The following is a 21466-nucleotide window of genomic DNA, read 5'->3' as shown; positions in this document are numbered from 1 at the left end:
GATAAAACCTATCAAATTAATGATCTAAATCATAATCATTCAATATTGACAATAATATTTACAATATAATAATCATGAACTTACAAAACACAGCAAACCAAAGCTAGGCGCAGCCTACCTCGTAGAAGCCCACTATTTTTGAGATATTTTGTGACCTAACCGTAAAGTCGCTGCGATATTTCTTGCCGTTCTTGTTAAGTTAAGCTCCGCCTCTTGTAATACTTTTTCTAAAGTTTGTGGCGATCTTACAGTTCCAAACAAGCTGCTCATTTCGCCGTAAAGCGCTTCTACTTCGGTGCCTAAAGATCCGGCAATTCCTATGGTTGGAATGCCCTGTAAGCTCGCACGTTTGGCAATGCCATAAGGTGTTTTTCCTTGCAGAGTTTGATTGTCCATCTGCCCTTCACCGGTAATCACAAGGTCGGCACCTTTCAACACATCATCGGCTTGCAAAACGTCCAGTACCATCTCGATACCGGGTTTAATTTGCATGTTGAATAGCAAACCAAGTCCCATCGGCGAGCCACCAGCCGCACCATAACCCATACGCTTTTGAACGGATTCACCGCCGTCTACACAACCTTGCGTTTCTGCGACTTGAGCAAAATTCGCAAGCGCCTTATCAAGCATTAAGACTTGTTCAGGTGTCGCTCCTTTTTGCGGACCAAATACATGGCTGGCACCTTTATCGCCACACAATGGATTATCAACATCGCATGCCACAATCAACTCGACATCTGCATAGCGCGAATCCAAACCTGTAAGATCTATTGATGCTAATTCTGCAAGTGCAGCACCACCTCGGCCAAGCTCTTGTCCAGTACTATCTTGCCCTTTGCCATCTTGCCCTTTACTAACTAACAAGCGTCCACCTAACGCTTGAACAATACCTGCACCACCATCGTTGGTCGCACTGCCACCCAATCCTAAAATAATGCTCTCAGCACCTTGTTCAATGGCTTCTAAGATCAATTGCCCTGTACCAAAAGACGAAGCAATCAACGGATCACGTTGCTCTGGTGTCAATAAATCCAAACCAGATGCGGCAGCAATTTCAATCAATGCCGTTTTGTTGGGGTTGCGATCGGATGGTTCAAGCATCGCCCATTCAGCATTAACCAATGCGCCCAATGGCCCTTCCACTTGATGTGTTCGCTTTTGCCCTGCTAAACCTTGTAGCAATACATCTACTGTACCTTCACCACCATCAGCCAAAGGCAAGGTCACGTAGTCAGCGTCAGGGAAGATTTCACGAAAACCCTTTTCAATACACGCCGCCACCGATACCGCAGATAGAGATTCTTTAAACGAGTCTGGTGCAATAACAATTTTCATACTGAGAGATCCAAAAGATTAGTAATTTTGATGAGTGCCCGATCCAAAAATGCCCCTATTGAAGATCAGCAAGCTAATCACTTAATAGGGGCAGTATATAAAGCTATGCAATATTAGTTAGTAACGGCTGTCTTTACTTGTGATTTCTCTTTACTTTTTAGCCACACAAACAGAGCACCTAACACAGCAATTGGTATCAGTGGATCAATCCACGTACCGCCTTTACCAAATACCAGGTTGAGAACCATGATGATGCTTGCACCAATCGCCCATGCGATAGTTGAAGACACAGACCAGATCTTGATTTGGTCTGCAAGTTCAGTAATACCTAACGTACGGTTAATGATATGAAAGTATGAATCGTTCAAGTGAGAGAAGCCTACAGGACCTACTGCACAAGCAAGGGCCACGAACACAGGATCCAAACCTAACGTTTCAACAAGAGGTAATGTCATTGTCGCCGCAACCATCATGGACGCCGTTGCTGAACCTTGGATTAAGCGAAGCATAGATGCAATTGCTAATGGTACTAATAATGGTGGAATGCCACTGCTCGCGATCGCTTCTGCAACTTGAGGCCCAGCACCTGATGCTTTAAGTACAGCCCCCATTGCACCACCACAACCAGTCACTACTAATATTAGACCTGTAGTCGATAGCGCATCATCCATAGAGCTAACCATGTCTTTACGTTCGATGTGGCGAGTAAGACCGTATAGCGCCATAAGAACACCGATACCTACAGCCACCACTGGGTTACCAATCAACGAAATAACGTTGTGCATTGCAGTATCACCTTGACCAACAAGCGTATTGATTAGAATGAATGCGATTGGCAACAAAATTGGACCGAATGATAAAAAGTTACTTGGTAGCTCTCTGTCATCTGTTTCTTTTACTTTTTCAAGGTTTGCCCAATCAGCTTGGTTCGTAATCCATGTTTCACCGTTTGGTACGCGGTAGTACTCGTTACCTACTCGGCGAATATAAATCATAGAAAGAAGCATCATAGGGATAGAAACCATCAAACCCCACAACATGTACTCACCTAGATCTACACCTAGAATTCCAGCCACAGCAACTGGGCCCGGTGTTGGTGGCACAAGTGCGTGAGTGATAAGCAAGCCAAGTGCTAGAGTCACACCAAGGCCAACCGCTGACTTACCCGTATCTCGTGAGATTGCGCGAACAAGGGAATGCAAAATGATGTACGCAGAGTCACAAAAAACCGGGATAGCCACTAATACGCCAGTGAAACCTAGTGCTAAATCTTCACGGCCTTTACCACAAAGCTTAACAAAGGTTTTTGCCATACGAACCGCAGCCCCAGAACGCTCGAAACACGCGCCCATGATCACGCCAAACGCGATAATCAGGCCAATGCCGCCTAAAACACCACCGAAGCCTGCTTTAATTGCGTTGATCAATTCGGTTGGTGCCATTCCTGCAAACAGACCCATGATGATACTTGCAATAATCATAGCAAGTGCGACTGGGATTCTCGTTTTAATAATCATACCCATCATGGCTAAAATGCCAATTACGATGCCTATCAGTGCTCCATCCATTTTATATTCCTTTTGTCTCTTTCTTCATTTTTATGAAAATTGTAGGGTGGTGCATATAGGTGATATCGGGATCACCTATTGCACTTTATCGTTATGTGTTGGCTTACCTGTAAGCCGTGTTATCTAAATCAGTTTTTACTTTTATGGTTCGTTACATATAAACGCCATTCACACCACGCTATAAATAACTTTTTACCCAGCCAAGCCCCTCTTCTGTCGTGCCTCTTGGGTTATATTCACAACCAATCCAACCTTGGTAACCTGAATCATCCAAAACACTAAATAAGTGTGGGTAGCTCAATTCGCCTTCCGATGGTTCATGCCTTTCTGGTACAGAAGCAATTTGGATATGGCCGGTATAAGCAGCAACTTCACGAATCAAAGTACTTAAATCACCATCCATAATTTGCGCGTGATAAAGGTCGAGTTGCAACTTCACATTTGGCCTATCGACCAACTTAATCAGTTCGACAGCATCACGTTGGTGAGCAACGAAGTAATTAGGAACATCACGGCTATTCAGCGGTTCAATCATCAATTCAATGTTTTGCTCAGCAAACTGGTCTGCCGCAAAACGAATGTTCGATATGAACGTCTCTACGTGTTGCTCTTTAGTAAAACGTTCATCCAGTAGACCAGACATAGCGTGTACTTTTTTACAGCCTAAAGCTTTGGCATACATAAGCGCGTTGTCGACACTGGCTTTGAATTCATCTTCACGACCAGGAATAGCGGCAAAGCCACGCTCGCCTGCATCCCAATCACCTGGAGGCATATTAAAGAGCGCTTGTTCAAAACCAAATTTCTGCATTTTTTCTGAAAGCTCTTCGGCCTCAAATGCATAAGGGAATAGGTATTCAACTGCTTTGAAGCCCGCTTGGTGTGCCTTCTCAAAACGCTCTAGAAATGGCACTTCTGTGAACAGCATTGTTAAGTTTGCAGCGAACTTAGCCATTATTTTCCTCTCCCTTTTAAATCCATCACTTCTTCGTCTGTTAGGTAACGGATGTCTTTATCTTTCAATAAGAACGCCAATTTAGCGGTCTCTTCCAGTTCTTCGGCGTTATCCACCGCATCTACAAAATCGGTACCAGTGACTACTGGGCCGTGGTTTGCTAACAAAAATGCTCGATAATCACCTGCTCGTTTTGCCAACTCTTCAGCAATTTTGGGGTCGCCGGGCCGTAGGTAAGAAATCACTGGTAACTCACCAATTCGCATCACGAAATACGGTGTGAAAGCCTTAATCGCGTTGTTACCATCCAACCCTTCAAGGCAAGACAGTGCAGTTAGATATGTAGAGTGCAGGTGCACAATCGCATTGCACTCTTCATTATTTCTATAAATCGCTAAGTGGAACGCGGCTTCTTTCGAAGGCTTCTTACCTGAAATGTGGTTACCATCAATATCAACAACCGACAATTCCTCAGCGATAAGGCGACCAAATGAAGAGCCTGTTGGTGTTGCTAGAAAATGTCCATTTGGCAATTTGATAGATAGGTTACCTGCGCCACCTGTAGCATAACCTCGCTCGAACATTGAACGAGCGAGCGTGACCATTTGCTCTCTTAACTGCTGCTCGTTCATCAAAACTTTACTCATTTGAATCTCGCTTATGAAAAGAATGATTGAGCTTTAGCGAAGAAGTTTTCATCACCAAAGTTGCCAGATTTAAGTGCCAATGAAAGATCACCTTCAACCGACCTCACCCAAGGCACACCTGGTGCGATTTGAGGGCCAATATGAAAACCTTTCACAGCCAAGCTTTGGGTCACTACACCAGAGGTTTCACCACCAGCGACAATGAAGTTCTTCACTCCGTTCTGCTGCAACTTAATCGCTAGCTGGCTAAAGAACTGTTCAACCGCATAACTAGAGGCATGCGCGCCATACTCTTCTTGAATAGCTTTTAGTGCCGTTGCTTCAGCCGTCGCGTATACCAACGGTGCAAATTCACTTTGAATATGAGTCATCACCCAATCGAATACTTCATTGGCGTATTGATCATTGGTTAAGCAAGCCTTGACATCGATAGCAAAGTGAGGAGCAAGCTGTTTGTATAGCGCAACTTGTTGGTTAGTCATCACTGAACAAGAACCAGAGAATACAACCGTTGGTGCTTTGACTGGGCTACCTGCATGTTTTGCATCACTTTGGTCAGCAAGATGTTTCGTCCAATTTTTAGCAATACCAGCAGCTAGGCCTGAGCCACCTGTGATTAGTTTCAGAGATTTAGCCGCTTGACCTAACGTCACCAAGTGCTCTGCATTAAATGCGTCTACCACGGCGTAGCGACTACCTTGAGCTTTGAGTTCGTTAAGACGAGCGGTAACAGCATCAGAGCCCTGTTCAATCGTTTGAAAGTTAACTAAACCGGAAACACCTGCTGACTGTGCGTCCATCATTCGAACCACACTTGAATCCGTCATTGGTGTAACAGGGTGATAACGCATACCTGAATCACAGAGCAACTCACCAAAAACAAACAAGTGACCGTTGTAAACCGTACGACCATTTACTGGCAATGCAGGGCAAACCATCGTAAATGATTCCCCAAGTTCCGCTAAAAGCGCATCAGTGACAGGCCCAATATTGCCCTCAGCCGTGCTGTCGAAAGTGGAGCAATATTTGAAGTAAAACTGTTGGCAGCCTTGTGCTTGTAGCCATTTAAGCCCGGCAACGGAGTCGGTAATAGCTTCATCAACGGGGCAAGAACGTGATTTAAGGCTGATCACGACCGCATCCGCTGCAACCTCAAAATCACCAGTAGGAATGCCATTTAATTGGATAGTGCGCATACCGTTTTCAACAAGGAAACCCGCGATATCTGTCGCACCAGTAAAGTCGTCTGCAATAACGCCTAATAACATGATTACTTCTCCACTTTTGGTGTATTCACACCCGGTAGATCAATACCTTGGAATACCTTAATAACGGCGCTGTCATCTTCTTGTCCAAAGCCAGCATTGCTTGCGCTCACAAACATATTCAGTGCTGCACTGGATAGCGGAAGTGGGAATTTAAGATCCTGAGCCGTATCGGATACTAGATTGAGGTCTTTAACAAAGATATCGACCATAGATTTTGGAGAGTAGTCGCCATCCACTACGTGCTTCATACGGTTCTCAAACATCCAAGAATTGCCCGCAGCATTGGTCACTACGTCGTACATAAGATCTAGAGGGATGTTTGCGCGTGCCGCTAATGCCATCGCTTCCGCGCCTGCAGCAATGTGAACACCTGCAAGTAACTGGTGAATAATCTTCACAGTCGCGCCAAGTCCAACCGCTTCGCCAATGTTGTAGACTTTTGCTGCAGTTGCATCGAGTACAGGAGCCAGAGCTTCAAATGTACTTACTGCGCCTGAAGCCATAATGGTCATTTCACCGGCTTCTGCTTTTACTGCACCACCTGAAACGGGAGCATCAAGCATCACAAGACCGTACTCAGATAACTGAGCTTCGATTTGTTTTGCGTCTTCCGCGGAAATCGTCGCCGATACCATAATCGGTGTATTAGGTCTTAGTGCCGCCGCAAGACCAGTCTTAAACAGTACCGTGTTAACTTGAGCAGCATTCACAACTAATATCAAAACAGAATCAAGTTTGTCTGCAAACTCAACCGCACTTGTCGAGACCACTTTTGCACCATATTCACCCAAGGTTTCAAGCGCTTGCGGATTCAAATCGAAACCATATACATCAAGCCCTGCTCGCACACATGACTTCGCTGCGCCCATGCCCATAGAACCTAAACCGATAACACCAACAGATTGAACTTCATTCATAGCAAGATGCCTTTCACGTAATTGTTAAACTCTAAATTTGTTAATTATTGTTTATGTTTGTGATTATATGTGAAGCAATCGAATGCGACTTAGTGATAAGTCACACTTTTAACAAAAGTTAACACTTATGAGTAATTTAACCCTTTCGAGGCATTTGATAATGGTAATTTCGGCGACTATCACAGTTCTAATTACTATTTAACAACAGATATTCACAGATATTCACAAAACAGAGAAAGATTGATAGGATGATGAAAAATAAGAACATAGAAGAAGAATCATGATTCCAGCGGAACGTCAGAGAACCATTTTGTCACTATTATCACACCAAGAAGTGATCAGTATTTCTGAGCTTGTAGAGCACCTAGAGGTCTCTCATATGACCATTCGTCGGGATATCGTAAAGCTAGAGACATCAGGGAAAGTGATTTCAGTTTCGGGCGGTGTTCAGCTGACTAAAGCACTTCACAGCGAATTGTCACACGACATAAAGGTAGAACAGCAAGCAAGCGAAAAAGCTCAAATAGGTCAACTAGCGGCTCAATTGGTTCCTAAGTATTCGACTATCTACTTAGACGCTGGAACAACCTCTTTGGAGATCGCCCACCAACTTGCAGGGCGAGATGATCTGCTTATCATCACCAATGACTTCGCAATTGCCGCGTACCTAATGAACAACACACAATCTGATATTTACCATACTGGTGGCAAGATTGACCGTGAAAATCAATCGAGTATTGGGGGTAAAGTGGCTGAGTTTTTGGCAGGGATGAATATTGATATTGCGTTTATCTCTTCTTCATCTTGGAATCTAAAAGGGCTCTCGACACCTTGTGAAAATAAGGTGTTAGTCAAACAAGCCATTGTTCAAGCAGCTAATTCAAACTATCTGATTTCAGACTCAACCAAATACGGGCGCATCGCTACCTTCCACGCCTTAGATTTAAGCGCGCTTGATGGCGTGATCACCGATATTGATCTTTCGAGTAGTGTGATTGATGAACTTCAAGACAAAGGTATTAAGGTCATTAATTCGTAACGGATCCTCATCAATTTTCAGGCTCACCAACCAAACATTCAGAGCCTGAATAACCCAATTCCAAGAACATTTATTTATACACTCGATAAAAATAATTTTTACAGTTAAGCGTGTTTATTCATTAATAATATTGTCGTTGGTCGGCATAATAGTCATGAGTCCATTCAACGAGTTAGGTTATGTTTTTCAAGCGCCTTTTGGCATTGGTTTTACCCGTTACTTTTGTATTTTCCGCGCACACCGAAACGTTTAGTGAACGAATGGAACGCATCGAACAAGAAAATGCACTTGCGAAAACCATGACCGAAGCCCAGGTCAAATTGATACAAAAAGTTGTTCAAAGCGAAACCCTTACTGATTTCATCAATCGCTTGAGGCTCGAAGCACTTTCCTAACGCGTACAATAAAAAACATCACCACACACGCGATATAAAGCTTGCCTACCCATAGGCCGATATTGATCAGCTGAGTTTCTTACTTAATTAGACGCTGATACTCAGTATCAGAGAGGTAAGGATCGTCAAAGGGGACAACGTTAATCCCCCACACAAACCAAACAAACCAAACAAACCAAACGACACTTCCTGCGAATAGCCATAAGGCTGGTATTAAAAGTTGCTCGAACACACTTAGCAGTGTGTTCTTGTTAAGCGATATTTAAGCTTTTTTCATTTCACGACCTTTTGATCACAACACAGTGGGGCTCTAAAGCAGAAAAAGTATTAAAGCCTTTTATTCCACTTCCCTTGATGGTCTCGGTCGCAATTTTCTTGTGTATCGTAACTGATGTGCTTATCGATATTCTTCAGTTGAATCCCAACTTGATTGAACGCTTGTTGGATTGCCGCAGAGACACTCTGTTGACCTTCGCCATTTAAGAAGTTCGTTCTATCCTGGTTGGTATCGAATACACAGACAATTTTCAAACTTTGTGGGAATGAAGAGAAGTTGACCGAGTGAGTCACCCACAAAAAACCATCGAAGCCTTTCAGTGTATCTTCACAAACATCATTTAACACATCTCTGATTTGATTCTCGATCTTCTTGTCTGATTTACGCATGCGGCAAAGGTCCTATTTAACACCTTAAAAAATAAGGTTTTTCTGTCAATGTTGTCTTAACCGACATTGGACACTGTGGCAGTTTCAAATGCAAAGTATTTATTAGGAGAGTCGGCTAGAAGATATAGAGGAAACGCCTCCTGCTTGATCACTGACAAGGCTATCAAGCATGAGGCGAATATAGAATTGACTAAGACACTAACTCGCCGCGAGATCCCAATCGGTCAATAGCTTCATGATTACGCGCGAGTCTTGATGGGTCGCCATTGGCGCAGCAAGTTGTGTGTCACCTCGCTCAACTGCTTGGCGAATATTACGAACTTGATAGTGGAAACCGTCGCCTTGGGCTGCAACTTTCACTTCACGTGTCGACGCTTCATAGATCTCTACCGTAAACGAGTTTTCTTCGGTCGATAACCATGGGTTAGTATCAAGAGTGATGCAGCCTTTGCTGCCTAGAATCGTGAAGCCATGCTTTAAGCCGTGGTCTTCTGCAGTATGAATTTGCGCGGTGAAGTGGTCATTAAAACGTATCATCGCCGACGATTCACAGATATTGCCATCTTGACCTCGTCGACCGATTGCTGAGATCTGCACATCATCAAACACACTCTCACCAAACTGTTGTTGCGCGACAGAGTGAATCAGAGACATTGGGTAACAACCCAAGTTGTACAGTGCACCCTTGCTCGCAGGGTTAACGAACTGATCAATCGCCGCAACGTAGGAACCTTGAATAGAGCGCACTTCGCCAATCTCACCTGTCGCTAGCTCTTGATGAAGCTTGGCGATCAGTGGATGGTTTAGGTACATCAGACCTTCAGCGAAGAATACGCCCGCTTCTTTCACTGCTTGCAAAGCTTGCTCGGTTTTTTCCATATCAACCGACAGAGACTTTTCACACAAGATAGCTTTGCCTTTTTGAGCCGCTTTAATCACGTATTCGTGATGAACGTGGTTTGGAAGAGCAATGTAGATAATGCCGACCGACTCGTCTTCAATCAAGGCTTCGTAGCTGTTGAAGGTTCGTGTTGGCTGGTACTGTGCAGCAAACTCATTGAGTGTTTTCTCTGTGCGTCCAGCGACGGCATACAATTCACTTTGAGCATCACCTTTAATCGCATCGGCCATTACACCTGAGATAAAACTGGTTCCTAGGATTCCCCATTTCATGTCTTAGATCTCCTGCTCTTGTGTTTTGATAGGTCCACGTTGTGTTTCAAATGCTTGCACCAATTCCGTAATATCACGCTCAATAAACGCTTGGGTATGAGGCATCACAAAGTGCTGATTAATAGCCTCGCGGTTTGCGTATTGCTCAAGCAAAATCACACGATCGCTTTGGCTTTGATCATAGGTCGCAATTGCTTGTAGGCAGCCAGGTTCGCTTTGCATGTCTAGGCAAAACTGCTCGATAGCTTCAACCGCAGCCTCACTTTCAATGTTGGTTTTGATCTTAAGTTCGGCAGTCACAAAGATGGTTTCGTTTGTTTGAGGCATTTCACGCTCTTATTTAAGTTAATTATCGGTTTGCCATTAATATAATTAACCCCTAATAATTGATAAACTCACCTTTTGTTTATTATTTATCAACTGAGAGTGTTTAATGGATAAGTTAACTAGCATGAAGGTCTTCGTTTACGTAGTGGAGCAAGGCAGCTTTCGCAGCGCCGCCAACCACTTCAACCTGTCGGCAACCATGATCAGTAAACATGTCCACCACCTTGAAACGAGCCTTAACTCTCAGCTGATTCATCGCACCACGCGTAAGCAATCTTTAACCGATTCAGGTCAGCTTTATTATCGAGAATGTAAACGAATTCTTGAAGACCTCAGCAATGCTGAAAACCTGATTCAAACCTTGGAAAACCAGCCTCAAGGCACGGTAAAAATAAACTGCCCGGTCACCTATGGAAACAAGGTACTTGCCCCGATAGTGGCTAAGTTCCTCGCAAATCACCCAACGATCAACGTCGAACTCGTGTTGAACAATGACCTTGTCGACCCTTATTCATCCGATATTGATTTGATTGTGCGAATCGGCGATCTATCTGACTCTAGTTTAGTCGCTAGATACTTAGGGGATTATGAGATGTGTTACTGCGCGGCTCCTGAGTACCTTAACCAACATGCAGAAATCCGTGTGTTGGAAGACCTTGCACAACACCCATCGCTTGGATTCAGCTATAGCAGTCGTCGTGATGTGAGTGGTCGAGATACACAAGCGCGGGGTGCGCAAAGCAGTGAATCGCAACTCCTAGCTCCTCAGAACCACCAAGCAACGCATAGCGCGGTGAATAAAGGGCAAGTACGTTTGATGTCGAACAATGGGGATGTGTTGCGATATGCTGCCCTTCAAGGCGTAGGCGTATTGTTACAGCCGACTATCTTAGTTGCCGAAGAAATTGAGCGTGGAATGCTATTGGAGATCTTGCCCGGCATGGCACCGTTACCCAAACCTATTCACTTACTCTACAAGACCAAGCAACTGTCGTTGAAGAACAGAACCTTTGTCGAGTTCTTGTTAGCCGAGCTTTCTAAATAACTAGAGTGATCTGAGTAACTAAGGTGGGCTGCGTTACTAATGGCTTTAAAGCAACGATGAACGCTAAACCATTTGCCAATGACTCATCAAGTGCTTACCAAGCTCAGAAGGAGTAGTGTTATGGACGACCATCTCATCACATTGGTTGAACACCATGAAGTGTTTAAGCTCATCGCATAAGGCGTGAATTAATAATTCATGGTTTTTGATTCGATCTTCAACAACCAAGTTACGAATATTGAGTAAGCCACTCTTCCTATCAACTTTGCAATCCATTCGTGCCACCAGCTCACCCTGCCACAGAATAGGCAAACTAAAGTAACCAAACTGACGCTTGGCCTCTGGCACATAGCACTCAAGGAGGTAGTCAAAGTTGAACAATGATTGCATTCGTTTACGTTGAATCAACAAATTATCAAATGGCGACAGTATCTTTAGTTTGGTTCTAGAAAGGGGTTGATTCAACAGGTCAAAGGCATCCGGCAGAGCATAGTAATCAGAACCTTGAACATCCACTTTCAGCACCTGATTATTTTCAAACATCTGTTGGAGTGTTTTCTGAATAAGAGGCTTTGTGTTCTTGAGTAGGTAGCTCATTTCCGACGCTATTCCAACTCCGTTAGCCTCTAAATAACGAGTTATCAGATGCTCGATGTACTCTTGTTCAGTCGGTTCAGAGGTATCAATTCCGCTCGGTAAAACTCGCTCGGTTAAGTCATACACTTTATGAAAGTTCACTCGGCTTGGCACCATTAAATCGCCTTGCATGAACAAGGTTTCCAATGCTTGCTTGGCCGGTTTACCGCCCCACCCACCGGGGTTTGGCCTATCCCCTTCAAAGTCTTTCGCCATCAACGGCCCTTCGCTCTCAATACGTTTGAGAACATGCGCCATCAGGGCATCGTCTTTTTTATACCAATGCTTAAGCTTACCGCTTGCGAATCCACTCTTGCGATGTAGGCTGAATCGGAAGTCACGCATGGGTAAATACGCGGCGGCGTGCGACCAATACTCAAACACCTCTCGACGCTCTAACAGCTTGTCGAGATGATCAAGCTGATAGTCTTGATTACGATTCCACAGCGTATGATGGTGAGCTCGCTGAATCACAGAGATGGTATCAATTTGCACATACCCAAGGTTTTCAATCGCAGACAGCGTATTCGCCAAGGAGCCGCCATTACGTTGCTTTTTAGGCGGCAGCTTCTTAGGTGGCAATTTCTGCGAAAGCAGTACCATTTTTTGCGCCTGAGCGAGTGACAGTGATTCCATGAGATTCAGACTCTAATTGATATCAATGATCGGCTTATGATTCAGCAATAAGTTCTTGAAGAATTTGCTTGTACGTTTCTACCGTCTGAGCACCTGTTACCGCACTTTTACGATTGAATACCACTGTTGGCACCGCTGAAATACCCATGCGTTGCCATTCAAACTCTTGAGCTTGGATTTTCTTCAAGTTATCGGTATTCTTTAGACGCTTCAATGCCTTATTAGAATCCAAGCCAACCGCTTCAAGTTCTTGAGCAATAACCTCAAGATCAGACAGATCTTTTTCTTCTGTAAAATGTGCATGAAAGAAACGTAGCTTTAACTCAGTCTGCTTGCCATACGCTAGCGCAAAGTCGAGAAGTACATGCAGATGACGTGAATTCACCATTCTCATACTTTCATAGAAGTTAAAGTCGAACCCAACCGCTTTACCACGATCCACGATCTGCTCACGTGAACGCTGACTCTCTTCTGCGCTAGAACCGTATTTTCTCATGATATGGTCTCGCATGTTTTCACCCTCTTGCGGCATATCAGGGTTCAGCTCAAACGGCTGCCATTCAAGTTCAATTTGACCTGCCAAGCTAAGCTCAGCAATGGCTTGTTCTAAGTTTTTGTAACCGACCACGCACCATGGGCACATTACGTCAGAAATAATATCGAGTTGAAGTTTATTGCTCATCGTCATTCCAAATGTCGTTAGTAAAGTGTATCCAATTCAAAGTGAATACCCATCTTTCTGATTAGACTACAACAAGATGAACAATCGTTCAAATATCAATATCTTCCCTCCAAAATAACTTCAACTTCTGCCAATTAACCTTTGACTTAAAGTTAACTTTAAGTTGTAGAGTTATGCAAAACAGAGACTATGAGACAACGATATGAAGAGAAAAACACCACCCTACCTTACCGGACGTTTCTTTGATGGCATCAGCTCAGGGCTGTTTATGTTAGCGCTGCCTTGGTTAATGCTAGCGACACCTAACATGGGGACTTTTGTCGCACTGACCGCCCTGCTTTGTACCGTCACAACTTTTCTAGTAACCCCGTATTTTTCTGCGTTGATCGACCGCCATTCTCGTAAACACATTCTGATCATCGCGCAGATAATTCAAGCTTCAACCGCATTTATTGTCGCAGCTATATACTGGCTCGGATTTGGCTCGATTATGGTGTTAGGTGCGGCTCAGCTGATCTTTTGGGTCTCAAGTAGCCTTGCATGGCACACCAACAACGCCTTTACACAAGAAAATTACGATCACCACGAATACGCCAAAATCTCTAGCCACCAAGAAATTATTCTGCAGTCGACAACATTAGGTGCTGGGGCTTTGGGCGTTGTGCTACTAGAACAATGGAGCATCAATGAGTTTGCGATTTTTGCAGGTATTGCTTCGACCATTTCAGCTATCAGCTACCTAATGACACCGTACAGAAGACGAATCAAGGACAGCGTCAACGCACCTTTCAAGCAGCAGCTAACCGAGATTAAAGAAGTATTTTCTCAGTCGCCACAATTCTACGGATTCCTGATTGTTTCTTGTCTCTCATATCCGATGATGACTTTTTTAAGTCGATTGGTTCCTATCTGGTTTTCAGAGCTCAATGTGACCGGAGATTGGCTCGCGCTTTACAACATCTCACTCGGCATGGGTGCATTGATCATTGGCGTGTCTTTACCATTAATTCTAAAGTCCGCTTCCCACAAAACAATCATCCAATTAGCCATGGTGATTATCGCCGTCTCTTTACTGCTCATGAGCCAAGTAGAAAACCCAGCGTATATCATTGTGCTGACATTCATCTTCGGGGCATTCAACGCGCTCAATAGAATCGCACGTACCAATTGGATGCACCACGCGGTGGCAATGAAACAGCGAGGAAGAGTGGATGGAGGGCTAGCCCTATTTGCCACACTCACACAAAGCCTAAGCTATGTGTTGATTGCGGTATTGGCGCAAGCAGATGCCATTGTGTACGGTTTTATCATTGCAGGGATTGTGGTTCTAGCTGCTACATTTTGGATGAGTAAACTTGGTAAACAAATCAAACCTGAATGTACGTTGGCGAATCAATGTTAAGACGAATTATAAAGCTCAGGCTCACCAACAAAAAAGCCAACTCATCTTCACGAGTTGGCTTTGATAAAAATCGGATTGAGCTTAACCGCGTTACGCTAGCAACTTCTCAAGTACTTGGAATACACCGGCATCGACGTTACTTGGCGCGCTAAAACGTGCGATCTCTTTTAACTTGGGATGCGCGTTTTCCATCGCGTAAGAGTGGTAGCTCTCTTTAAGCATTTCCAAGTCATTCAGGTAATCACCAAAACTCATGGTCTGCTCGTAAGTGAAACCTAATGTGTTTTGTAGATGCTTAATCGCCGCACCTTTTGACGCTTCAGCGTTCATCACATCCAACCAAATTTTTGCACTCACAACCACTTGGTAGTTCTCACCGAATTTGGCATCAATAGTTGGGTTCACTTTCTCTTGTGAACCGTCGAAGTGACAGATAGCCACCTTGATGAAATCGTCTTCTACCGCCAGTAAGTCTTCTACTTGCTCTCGGCGATGGTAGTACTTAGAGATCTCCGCCAGAGCACGCTCATCTTTGGTTTCGATGTACGCTGATTTCTTACCACATAGCACTACATGCGCGCCTTCAATCGCACGCGCTTCTTTAATGATTTCTTTGATGGCATCAGTATCAAGTAAGCAGCTGTAAAGCTCTTGGCCCTTGTGCATCACTAATGTGCCGTTTTCAGCAACGAACATCATGCGATCTTTTAGCGGGGAAAAAGTTTCCATCAAGCTGTAGTACTGGCGGCCCGATGCCGCAGCAAAAATGATGTCTTGAGCTTCTAGTCGCTCATAAAGATTGAAGAATTCTGGGTCTAACTTTCCGTGTTCATTAAGCAGAGTGCCGTCCATATCAGCAGCGATAAATTTGATGTTCTGTTGTGGCATTTCAGGGCTTACCTATAAGTAAAGATTAAAGTGTAAATTATGATTTTTCGTTATCTTGTGTAACGGTTCTGCGTTCGATTATATCGCTAGAATAGCCAGTGAATGCAATGCTTTTCGGTAGGCTTGTCTGTTTGAGTCTGACTTTGAATCAAGCTGACCAAATTCACCTCTTACAATAAGTCCTTCGATAAAAGTCATAACCGATTCACTGCGTAATTCGAGTATTGCAGTGTCGACTTCTTTATTACCTCTTAACACATCACGAATGCTATTTTTGAGCCAAACCTTGTGCTGTCGCGAGAGCATCGCAATGTCATCTTCAGACTCTTTAAATTCAGCCAGCGCGTGCATGAACATACAGCCTTTAAAGTCAGGTTGTTCAAACCATGCAAGGTGCCAATCTAACAGCGCATCGAGTTGGTTTTGTAATCCAGAAGTTGATGATAGTGCCGCTTCTAAACTCGACTCGAAACGCTGATGACGCCTTTCTAACACGGCTTCAATCAGCTTGGTTTTCGATCCAAAGTGGCGGTACATGGATGTTTTGGAAACCGCTGCCTCATCTCTAATCATATCCACCCCAACAGCGGTATAACCAAACTGATTAAACAACGATTCTGCTACATCCAGAATCAGATCTTTTTTACTCATCGTTCATCAACCTCGACTCGCTCTGAAATCGTAGAGCTCAATTTCTCGTTGCAAGAAGTGTACAGATCTGTATCATCCAAATCAAACAGTACAGATCTGTACACTTTCAATAAAAAACAGAAAACGAAGAGGAAACGATTATGATCAACAAACTATCTGGTGGTGGAGCCCTTCCTCCGAAAGCAAGCATAAGCCAGCTTGTTAAAGGTTTTATTGGCGGTACGCTCGGTATCTTAATCTTGTGCTTATTAGCAGAAAGCTCTGGGTTCCCGTGGTTAATGGCTCCATTTGGTGCGACGTGCGTACTGCTGTTTGCGGTGCCAACATCGCCGTTAGCTCAACCTAGAAACGTCATTGCGGGTCACTTTATTTCGGCTGCTGTGGGCTTAATCGCGTTATATGGCTTTGGGGATTCTTATTTGACCATGGCAATCGCTGTCGGCTCATCCATCATGCTAATGCAATACTTTCGTGCGGTTCACCCACCCGCTGGCGCTAATCCGATTGTGATAGCTTTAGCGGGTACCACGCATGTGGATTGGACGTTCTTATTCACTCCCGTATTAGTAGGCAGCATCGCTTTGATTGGTATCAGTGCGCTATTGAATAACAGCGATTCACAACAAAAGTGGCCGTTATACTGGTTTGGTTCATCCAAGTCTTAGTCCATTGAATTTCAATGATAAATATGGATTTTGACATCCAATTTAAAAGCAAATTGAAAGATCACATTGACCCTTATATAAAATGGGCTTACTATTAATCGTCTTTTAACGATTATAGAAAGCGAAACATCAATATGAACGAAACTTGCCCTACAACTGGTGGCTGTGCTCTACCAATCGGACATGGTGATGCCGAAGCTGAAACGCAAATGGCGGCTCTGGCCAAAGCGCTTGCTCACCCGGCAAGAGTTCGTATATTGAGTATCCTTTCAACGCTAGAAAAATCGGGGGGCTGCTTGAACAGCGACTTGGTTAGCGAATTAGGTTTGGCGCAATCAACAGTATCAGAGCACCTAAGAATCTTGAAAAGCTCTGGTTTCATCACTGCTGAATCGATACCACCGAAAATGTGCTACCGCATTAATCGAGATAAGATTCAGCAATTTGAGACGCTAATCGATACCATATTAAAATAGATTCATCGCGCTTAGTTTGTCGAATACAGAACAAACTAAGCGTATTTTTTTGTTTTTTAATATCGCTTTTCGACGATTAACGATATCAACTAAAGAGAAAATATCATGAAACCAAAGTTAGGTTTTCTAGATCGCTACTTAACACTGTGGATCTTTATTGCGATGGGGCTTGGTGTTCTGCTTGGCACCTTGTTCCCACAGATCGAACAGTGGAATGAATCGATGTCGGTTGGTACTACCAACATTCCACTTGCGATTGGCCTTATCTTAATGATGTACCCACCTTTGGCTAAGGTTAACTACAGCCTATTGGGCACTGTGGTAAAAGATAAGAAAGCCATTAAACTGTCTCTGATCATGAACTGGTTGGTTGGCCCTATCCTAATGTTTGTATTGGCGCTGACGTTCTTGGGTGATCACCCAGGTTACATGGTCGGTGTGATCCTGATTGGTCTTGCTCGTTGTGTGGCAATGGTTCTGGTTTGGAACGACATCGGCGGCGGTAACAAAGAGTACGGTGCGGCATTGGTTGCTCTAAACAGTGCATTCCAAGTGGTGAGCTACAGCTTTATGGCATGGCTATTCATCAGCATTCTTCCACCAGTATTTGGTTACGAAGGCATGATGGTTGATATCTCGATGATCGATATTGCACACAGTGTTCTTATCTACCTAGGTATCCCATTCCTAGCGGGCTTCCTAAGCCGTAAGATCCTTGTGTCGATGAAAGGCGAGCAGTGGTACAACGATGTGTTCATTCCACGCATCTCACCAATCACACTGATTGCGCTACTGGCGACGATCGTTCTGATGTTCAGCCTAAAAGGCGAGATGATTGTTGAACTGCCAATGGACGTATTGTTGATTGCTGTTCCACTGACTATCTACTTCACAGCGATGTTCTTCATCAGCTTCTTCATTGGTAAGAAGATGGGCATTGAGTACGACAAGAACGCATCAATTGCCTTCACAGCGACAGGCAACAACTTTGAGTTAGCCATTGCCGTAGCAATCTCTGTATTCGGTATCAACTCAGACCAAGCGTTTGCAGGCGTTATCGGTCCACTGATTGAAGTACCAGTACTGATTTACCTAGTGAACGTTGCGCTTAAGATGAAAGACAAGTACTACAACGGTCAAACCGTTAAAGCTAGCATCTAGCATCTAGCATCTAGCACTAACAAAAAACTGCATCACATAAAACAGAAAGGCTCACACGTTAAACGGTGAGCCTTTTCTTTATTCAGTTTCGTCCAGTTTACGTTTCGTCCAATAAGCCTTTCAGGGCCTGTTCAAGCCAAAGTAATGCAGGACCTTTCGAGCGTGTTTTAGACAAAACAAGATCAACGGGTGGCGACCATGTTTTGTGATCGAATGAGACATTAATCTCTACTAAACGTTGCTTATCCAACTCCTCTTCGACAAGGTGTTTGGGTAAATAAGCCCAACCAATATCACTGCCGAGCACCACCTCTTTGATAACAATAAAGCTGTTTGACCACCATACCTTTCCGGCAATCAGCGGAAACTGATCCATCACCTTACCTTTGTCTCCCCTCAACATTAACTGACGATGCGGAAGTAAGTCAGAGAGTTTCGCAACACCTGTTTTTGCGAGCGCATGACTTGGGTGACACACAGCAATAAACGGTAAGTGACCGATAAAACATGGCTCAGATCCGACGTCAAAAGCCAAGTTGGTAAACATTAATCCAATGTCAGCCCTCTCTTCGATAATCAACGGATTAACCTCTGTTGTGGTACACGCCACCAGTTCAACTTCAGTCGCAGGGAACTGTTTACTAAACTCACTTAGGATTTTAGATAGGTTCGGGACCAATAATGAATCATCTAATGCAATTTTAATGAGTCCTTCTTCACCGCTCCCCATCGCATTAACCGTCACATTCAGGTCTTCAACCTGAAGCACGATTGCTTTGACCTGTTTAAATAACTGCTCGCCCGCTTTGGTTAGTGAGGGCTTTCGAGTCGAACGATCAAAAAGCTTAACATTAAAATCTATTTCAAGATTACTGATGCCTTGGCTCACCGCCGATTGCACTTTTCCAAGTTGGCGAGCACTTGCAGAAAATGACCCTAATTCAACGGCATACACAAACATTTTTAGCTGTTCAATGTTGTACATTCGGTATCTCCCAACACTTACTATCACCATATTTGATGATAACTATCTTTATATTATCACTTAAATAGATATTATCTAAACAAGTCATTAGCTCATAGAGGCTAGAAAATATAAAGAGAGTAAAAGATGTCACATAAAGAACGCATGTTACACATGGTGCTATTTGAATTAGCAGCTTTGATTTTGATGGCAGGGCTTGCAACTTACATAACTGGGGATGGCGCGGGGAAAATGGCAGGATTGGCACTCGCTATGTCTTTAATCGCAATGGCTTGGAACTATGTTTACAACTACGGCTACGACAAGGTATTCGGAGCAGACCGCAGTAAACGAACCAAGAAAACACGCGTACTACATGGACTAGGTTTCGAACTTGGCTTGATGACAGTAACTCTACCTGTCTTGATGTGGGTCCTGCAGCTCAATTTCTTAACTGTACTGATCATGGACATTGGCCTAGTGGTTTTCTTCGTGTTGTATGCAATTGGCTTTAACTGGGTGTATGACTCGGTTCGGGATTACTTTGTCGCTCAAGGAAAAGTCCGTGCACTAAGTTAATCAACCATTCGATCGCTCATGCTTAGTTCTTGAATGCTCAAGTGATTAACTGCTTAATGCTTAATGCTTAATGCTTAATGCTTAGAAAAGAAAACCAAAAAAACGAACTACCAAACCACATCGGGTTTGGTAGTTTATTCATTTAGACAATATCACCTTGTTTGTTAACGCTTTTCTAACATATTGAGAACGCTACAAAGTCCACAAAATTTCAGTTTAATAATCCACCATCCACGAAGTACCGTCACAAATCCCAACAGAAGGCTCCTCGTACCAGTTGTGCATTCACTTACATACAGGTAGTTTTAGCGACCACGGAACATATCAATTCAAGCAATGACGTTCATGCGAGCTTCTTTTTCGAACAAAAGTGTTCGGATTAACATTTCAAGTGACTTTAATTAACAAATTTATGCTCAAACGCTCACTTTTAATGTTCGTTTGTTTTCGAGTTCGCAAATATATGCACAATGCACGTGCTAGATAAGCAAAAACTAACAAGGACTCGAACATGACAACAAACAAACACCCTTCTTTATTCGGGCAATGCCTAGCCGAATTTATCGGTACAGGCTTGCTCATATTCTTTGGCGTTGGCTGTGTGGCGGCACTGGTATTAACTGGTGCAACATTCGGACAATGGGAAGTCAGCATTATTTGGGGCTTCGGCGTAGCAATCGCCATTTACTGTACAGCTGGCGTTTCTGGCGCTCATATCAACCCTGCAGTGACTATTGCCTTAGCAATGTTCCACGGTTTTGATAAAGCGAAAGTTGTGCCTTACATCATTTCTCAGCTACTTGGTGCATTCTGCTCTGCGGCATTGGTTTACAGCCTGTACAGTAACCTATTCACCGACTACGAAATTGCACATAACTTCGTACGTAGCAGCCAAGATGCACTATCAACAGCCGGTATTTTCTCAACATACCCACATGCTTCACTTTCTTTCTTTGGCGCTTTTGCTGTGGAATTTGTGATTACTGCTGTTTTGATGTTCGCTATTTTAGCGTTAGGCGATGAGAACAACGGCGCATCACGCGGCGCAATGAACCCTCTACTAATTGGTGTACTGATCGCGGTTATCGGTGGTTCTTTAGGTCCACTAACTGGTTTTGCAATGAACCCTGCTCGTGACTTTGGACCAAAACTGTTTGCTTACTTTGCAGGCTGGGATTTCGCACTAACAGGTGCTCGTGATATCCCTTACTTCATCGTACCAATCCTTGCTCCAATTGCTGGTGCCTGTTTTGGTGGTTGGTTATACCCACGAGTTATCGGTGCTTACCTGCCAATTGAAGGCCAAGGCTGCACCATTCCAAACCAATGTGATACAGAAGAAGCTGAACAAGCTCAAGCTTAATCCCTAAGCGCCCCTACATTTACTAAAA

23 protein-coding genes are annotated in these 21466 nt (G+C 43.9%); 9 read left to right on the top strand and 14 right to left on the bottom strand.

Translation table 11 applies throughout. From position 1 onward, the window contains the following. Positions 1 to 132: 132 nt before the first annotated feature. The 6 genes from SJY39_RS16060 to ltnD form a co-directional block, all read right to left on the bottom strand. On the bottom strand, positions 133 to 1335 hold the full coding sequence (locus SJY39_RS16060) for a glycerate kinase (RefSeq protein WP_016793228.1): 1203 nt from the start codon (positions 1333 to 1335) through the stop codon (positions 133 to 135). Positions 1336 to 1448: 113 nt separating this feature from the next. After that, positions 1449 to 2903 carry a GntP family permease gene (locus SJY39_RS16055; protein ID WP_010431730.1) on the bottom strand — a complete coding sequence of 485 codons (1455 nt, stop codon included), beginning with the start codon at positions 2901 to 2903 and terminating at the stop codon, positions 1449 to 1451. A 178-nt stretch (positions 2904 to 3081) separates the two neighbouring features. Further along, positions 3082 to 3858 carry a 2-oxo-tetronate isomerase gene (gene otnI / locus SJY39_RS16050; RefSeq protein WP_016767374.1) on the bottom strand — a complete coding sequence of 259 codons (777 nt, stop codon included), beginning with the start codon at positions 3856 to 3858 and terminating at the stop codon, positions 3082 to 3084. Beyond that, on the bottom strand, positions 3858 to 4505 hold the full coding sequence (locus tag SJY39_RS16045; protein WP_016767373.1) for an aldolase: 648 nt from the start codon (positions 4503 to 4505) through the stop codon (positions 3858 to 3860). Before SJY39_RS16045 ends, otnI begins: the two co-directional genes overlap by 1 nt. Before the next feature lie 11 nt (positions 4506 to 4516). Further along, positions 4517 to 5773 (bottom strand): 3-oxo-tetronate kinase, encoded by a 1257-nt coding sequence (gene otnK / locus SJY39_RS16040; RefSeq protein ID WP_016767372.1) that lies wholly within the window; start codon positions 5771 to 5773, stop codon positions 4517 to 4519. Positions 5774 to 5775: 2 nt separating this feature from the next. Beyond that, positions 5776 to 6690, bottom strand: a complete 915-nt coding sequence (gene ltnD / locus SJY39_RS16035; RefSeq protein ID WP_010431740.1) for an L-threonate dehydrogenase — start codon at positions 6688 to 6690, stop codon at positions 5776 to 5778. Positions 6691 to 6970: 280 nt separating this feature from the next. Between ltnD and SJY39_RS16030 the strand changes: the two genes are divergently transcribed. Together SJY39_RS16030 and SJY39_RS16025 are read left to right on the top strand one after the other, a co-directional pair. Continuing rightward, positions 6971 to 7729, top strand: coding sequence for a DeoR/GlpR family DNA-binding transcription regulator (locus SJY39_RS16030; protein WP_016793229.1), 759 nt, complete (start codon positions 6971 to 6973; stop codon positions 7727 to 7729). Positions 7730 to 7908: 179 nt separating this feature from the next. Beyond that, on the top strand, positions 7909 to 8124 hold the full coding sequence (locus tag SJY39_RS16025) for a hypothetical protein (protein WP_016767370.1): 216 nt from the start codon (positions 7909 to 7911) through the stop codon (positions 8122 to 8124). A 327-nt stretch (positions 8125 to 8451) separates the two neighbouring features. On the opposite strand, the gene SJY39_RS16020 is transcribed toward SJY39_RS16025, so the two are convergent. From SJY39_RS16020 to SJY39_RS16010, 3 genes are all read right to left on the bottom strand, one after another. Further along, entirely contained in the window at positions 8452 to 8790 is a 339-nt protein-coding gene (locus SJY39_RS16020; protein WP_010431750.1) for a hypothetical protein, read from the bottom strand. A 198-nt stretch (positions 8791 to 8988) separates the two neighbouring features. Further along, on the bottom strand, positions 8989 to 9963 hold the full coding sequence (locus SJY39_RS16015) for a Gfo/Idh/MocA family protein (protein ID WP_016793230.1): 975 nt from the start codon (positions 9961 to 9963) through the stop codon (positions 8989 to 8991). A 3-nt stretch (positions 9964 to 9966) separates the two neighbouring features. After that, positions 9967 to 10290, bottom strand: a complete 324-nt coding sequence (locus SJY39_RS16010) for a putative quinol monooxygenase (RefSeq protein WP_016793231.1) — start codon at positions 10288 to 10290, stop codon at positions 9967 to 9969. 106 nt (positions 10291 to 10396) lie between these two features. Here SJY39_RS16010 and SJY39_RS16005 point away from each other — a divergent pair, with 106 nt between their 5' ends. Further along, complete coding sequence (locus tag SJY39_RS16005; protein WP_016767368.1) at positions 10397 to 11335, top strand: LysR substrate-binding domain-containing protein; 939 nt, start codon at positions 10397 to 10399, stop codon at positions 11333 to 11335. Positions 11336 to 11398: 63 nt separating this feature from the next. Here SJY39_RS16005 and SJY39_RS16000 read toward each other — a convergent pair whose 3' ends face one another. Continuing rightward, positions 11399 to 12607, bottom strand: a complete 1209-nt coding sequence (locus SJY39_RS16000) for a winged helix-turn-helix domain-containing protein (RefSeq protein WP_016767367.1) — start codon at positions 12605 to 12607, stop codon at positions 11399 to 11401. Between the two features lie 34 nt (positions 12608 to 12641). Continuing rightward, on the bottom strand, positions 12642 to 13289 hold the full coding sequence (locus SJY39_RS15995; RefSeq protein ID WP_010431765.1) for a DsbA family oxidoreductase: 648 nt from the start codon (positions 13287 to 13289) through the stop codon (positions 12642 to 12644). A gap of 202 nt (positions 13290 to 13491) precedes the next feature. Between SJY39_RS15995 and SJY39_RS15990 the strand changes: the two genes are divergently transcribed. Next, on the top strand, positions 13492 to 14691 hold the full coding sequence (locus SJY39_RS15990; RefSeq protein ID WP_010431768.1) for an MFS transporter: 1200 nt from the start codon (positions 13492 to 13494) through the stop codon (positions 14689 to 14691). 90 nt (positions 14692 to 14781) lie between these two features. Here SJY39_RS15990 and SJY39_RS15985 read toward each other — a convergent pair whose 3' ends face one another. Continuing rightward, complete coding sequence (locus SJY39_RS15985; protein ID WP_010431776.1) at positions 14782 to 15579, bottom strand: Cof-type HAD-IIB family hydrolase; 798 nt, start codon at positions 15577 to 15579, stop codon at positions 14782 to 14784. A gap of 78 nt (positions 15580 to 15657) precedes the next feature. Beyond that, positions 15658 to 16230: a TetR/AcrR family transcriptional regulator gene (locus SJY39_RS15980; protein ID WP_016767366.1), complete on the bottom strand. Its 573-nt coding sequence runs from the start codon at positions 16228 to 16230 to the stop codon at positions 15658 to 15660. A 140-nt stretch (positions 16231 to 16370) separates the two neighbouring features. Here SJY39_RS15980 and SJY39_RS15975 point away from each other — a divergent pair, with 140 nt between their 5' ends. The 3 genes from SJY39_RS15975 to arsB all read left to right on the top strand — a co-directional run bounded on the left by SJY39_RS15975 (position 16371) and on the right by arsB (position 18532). Continuing rightward, positions 16371 to 16895, top strand: coding sequence for an HPP family protein (locus SJY39_RS15975; protein ID WP_016767365.1), 525 nt, complete (start codon positions 16371 to 16373; stop codon positions 16893 to 16895). A gap of 134 nt (positions 16896 to 17029) precedes the next feature. Then, a complete protein-coding gene (locus tag SJY39_RS15970) occupies positions 17030 to 17371 on the top strand; it encodes a helix-turn-helix transcriptional regulator (RefSeq protein WP_016767364.1) in 342 nt (113 codons plus the stop codon). Positions 17372 to 17476: 105 nt separating this feature from the next. After that, the gene (arsB, locus tag SJY39_RS15965; protein WP_016767363.1) at positions 17477 to 18532 is read left to right on the top strand and encodes an ACR3 family arsenite efflux transporter; all 1056 of its coding nucleotides are present in this window, start codon (positions 17477 to 17479) and stop codon (positions 18530 to 18532) included. A 97-nt stretch (positions 18533 to 18629) separates the two neighbouring features. On the opposite strand, the gene SJY39_RS15960 is transcribed toward arsB, so the two are convergent. Then, on the bottom strand, positions 18630 to 19517 hold the full coding sequence (locus SJY39_RS15960) for a LysR family transcriptional regulator (protein ID WP_010431782.1): 888 nt from the start codon (positions 19515 to 19517) through the stop codon (positions 18630 to 18632). Between the two features lie 126 nt (positions 19518 to 19643). On the opposite strand from SJY39_RS15960, the gene SJY39_RS15955 reads away from it, so the two are divergent. Next, the gene (locus tag SJY39_RS15955) at positions 19644 to 20075 is read left to right on the top strand and encodes a PACE efflux transporter (RefSeq protein ID WP_010431783.1); all 432 of its coding nucleotides are present in this window, start codon (positions 19644 to 19646) and stop codon (positions 20073 to 20075) included. Positions 20076 to 20586: 511 nt separating this feature from the next. Continuing rightward, the gene (locus SJY39_RS15950; protein WP_010431784.1) at positions 20587 to 21438 is read left to right on the top strand and encodes an MIP/aquaporin family protein; all 852 of its coding nucleotides are present in this window, start codon (positions 20587 to 20589) and stop codon (positions 21436 to 21438) included. The last annotated feature ends 28 nt before the right edge of the window (positions 21439 to 21466 follow it).

Source organism: Vibrio sp. R78045 (genome assembly GCF_042466085.1).
GTDB classification, from domain to species: Bacteria; Pseudomonadota; Gammaproteobacteria; order Enterobacterales; family Vibrionaceae; genus Vibrio; species Vibrio cyclitrophicus.
This window is presented reverse-complemented; position numbering and strand designations above follow the sequence as displayed.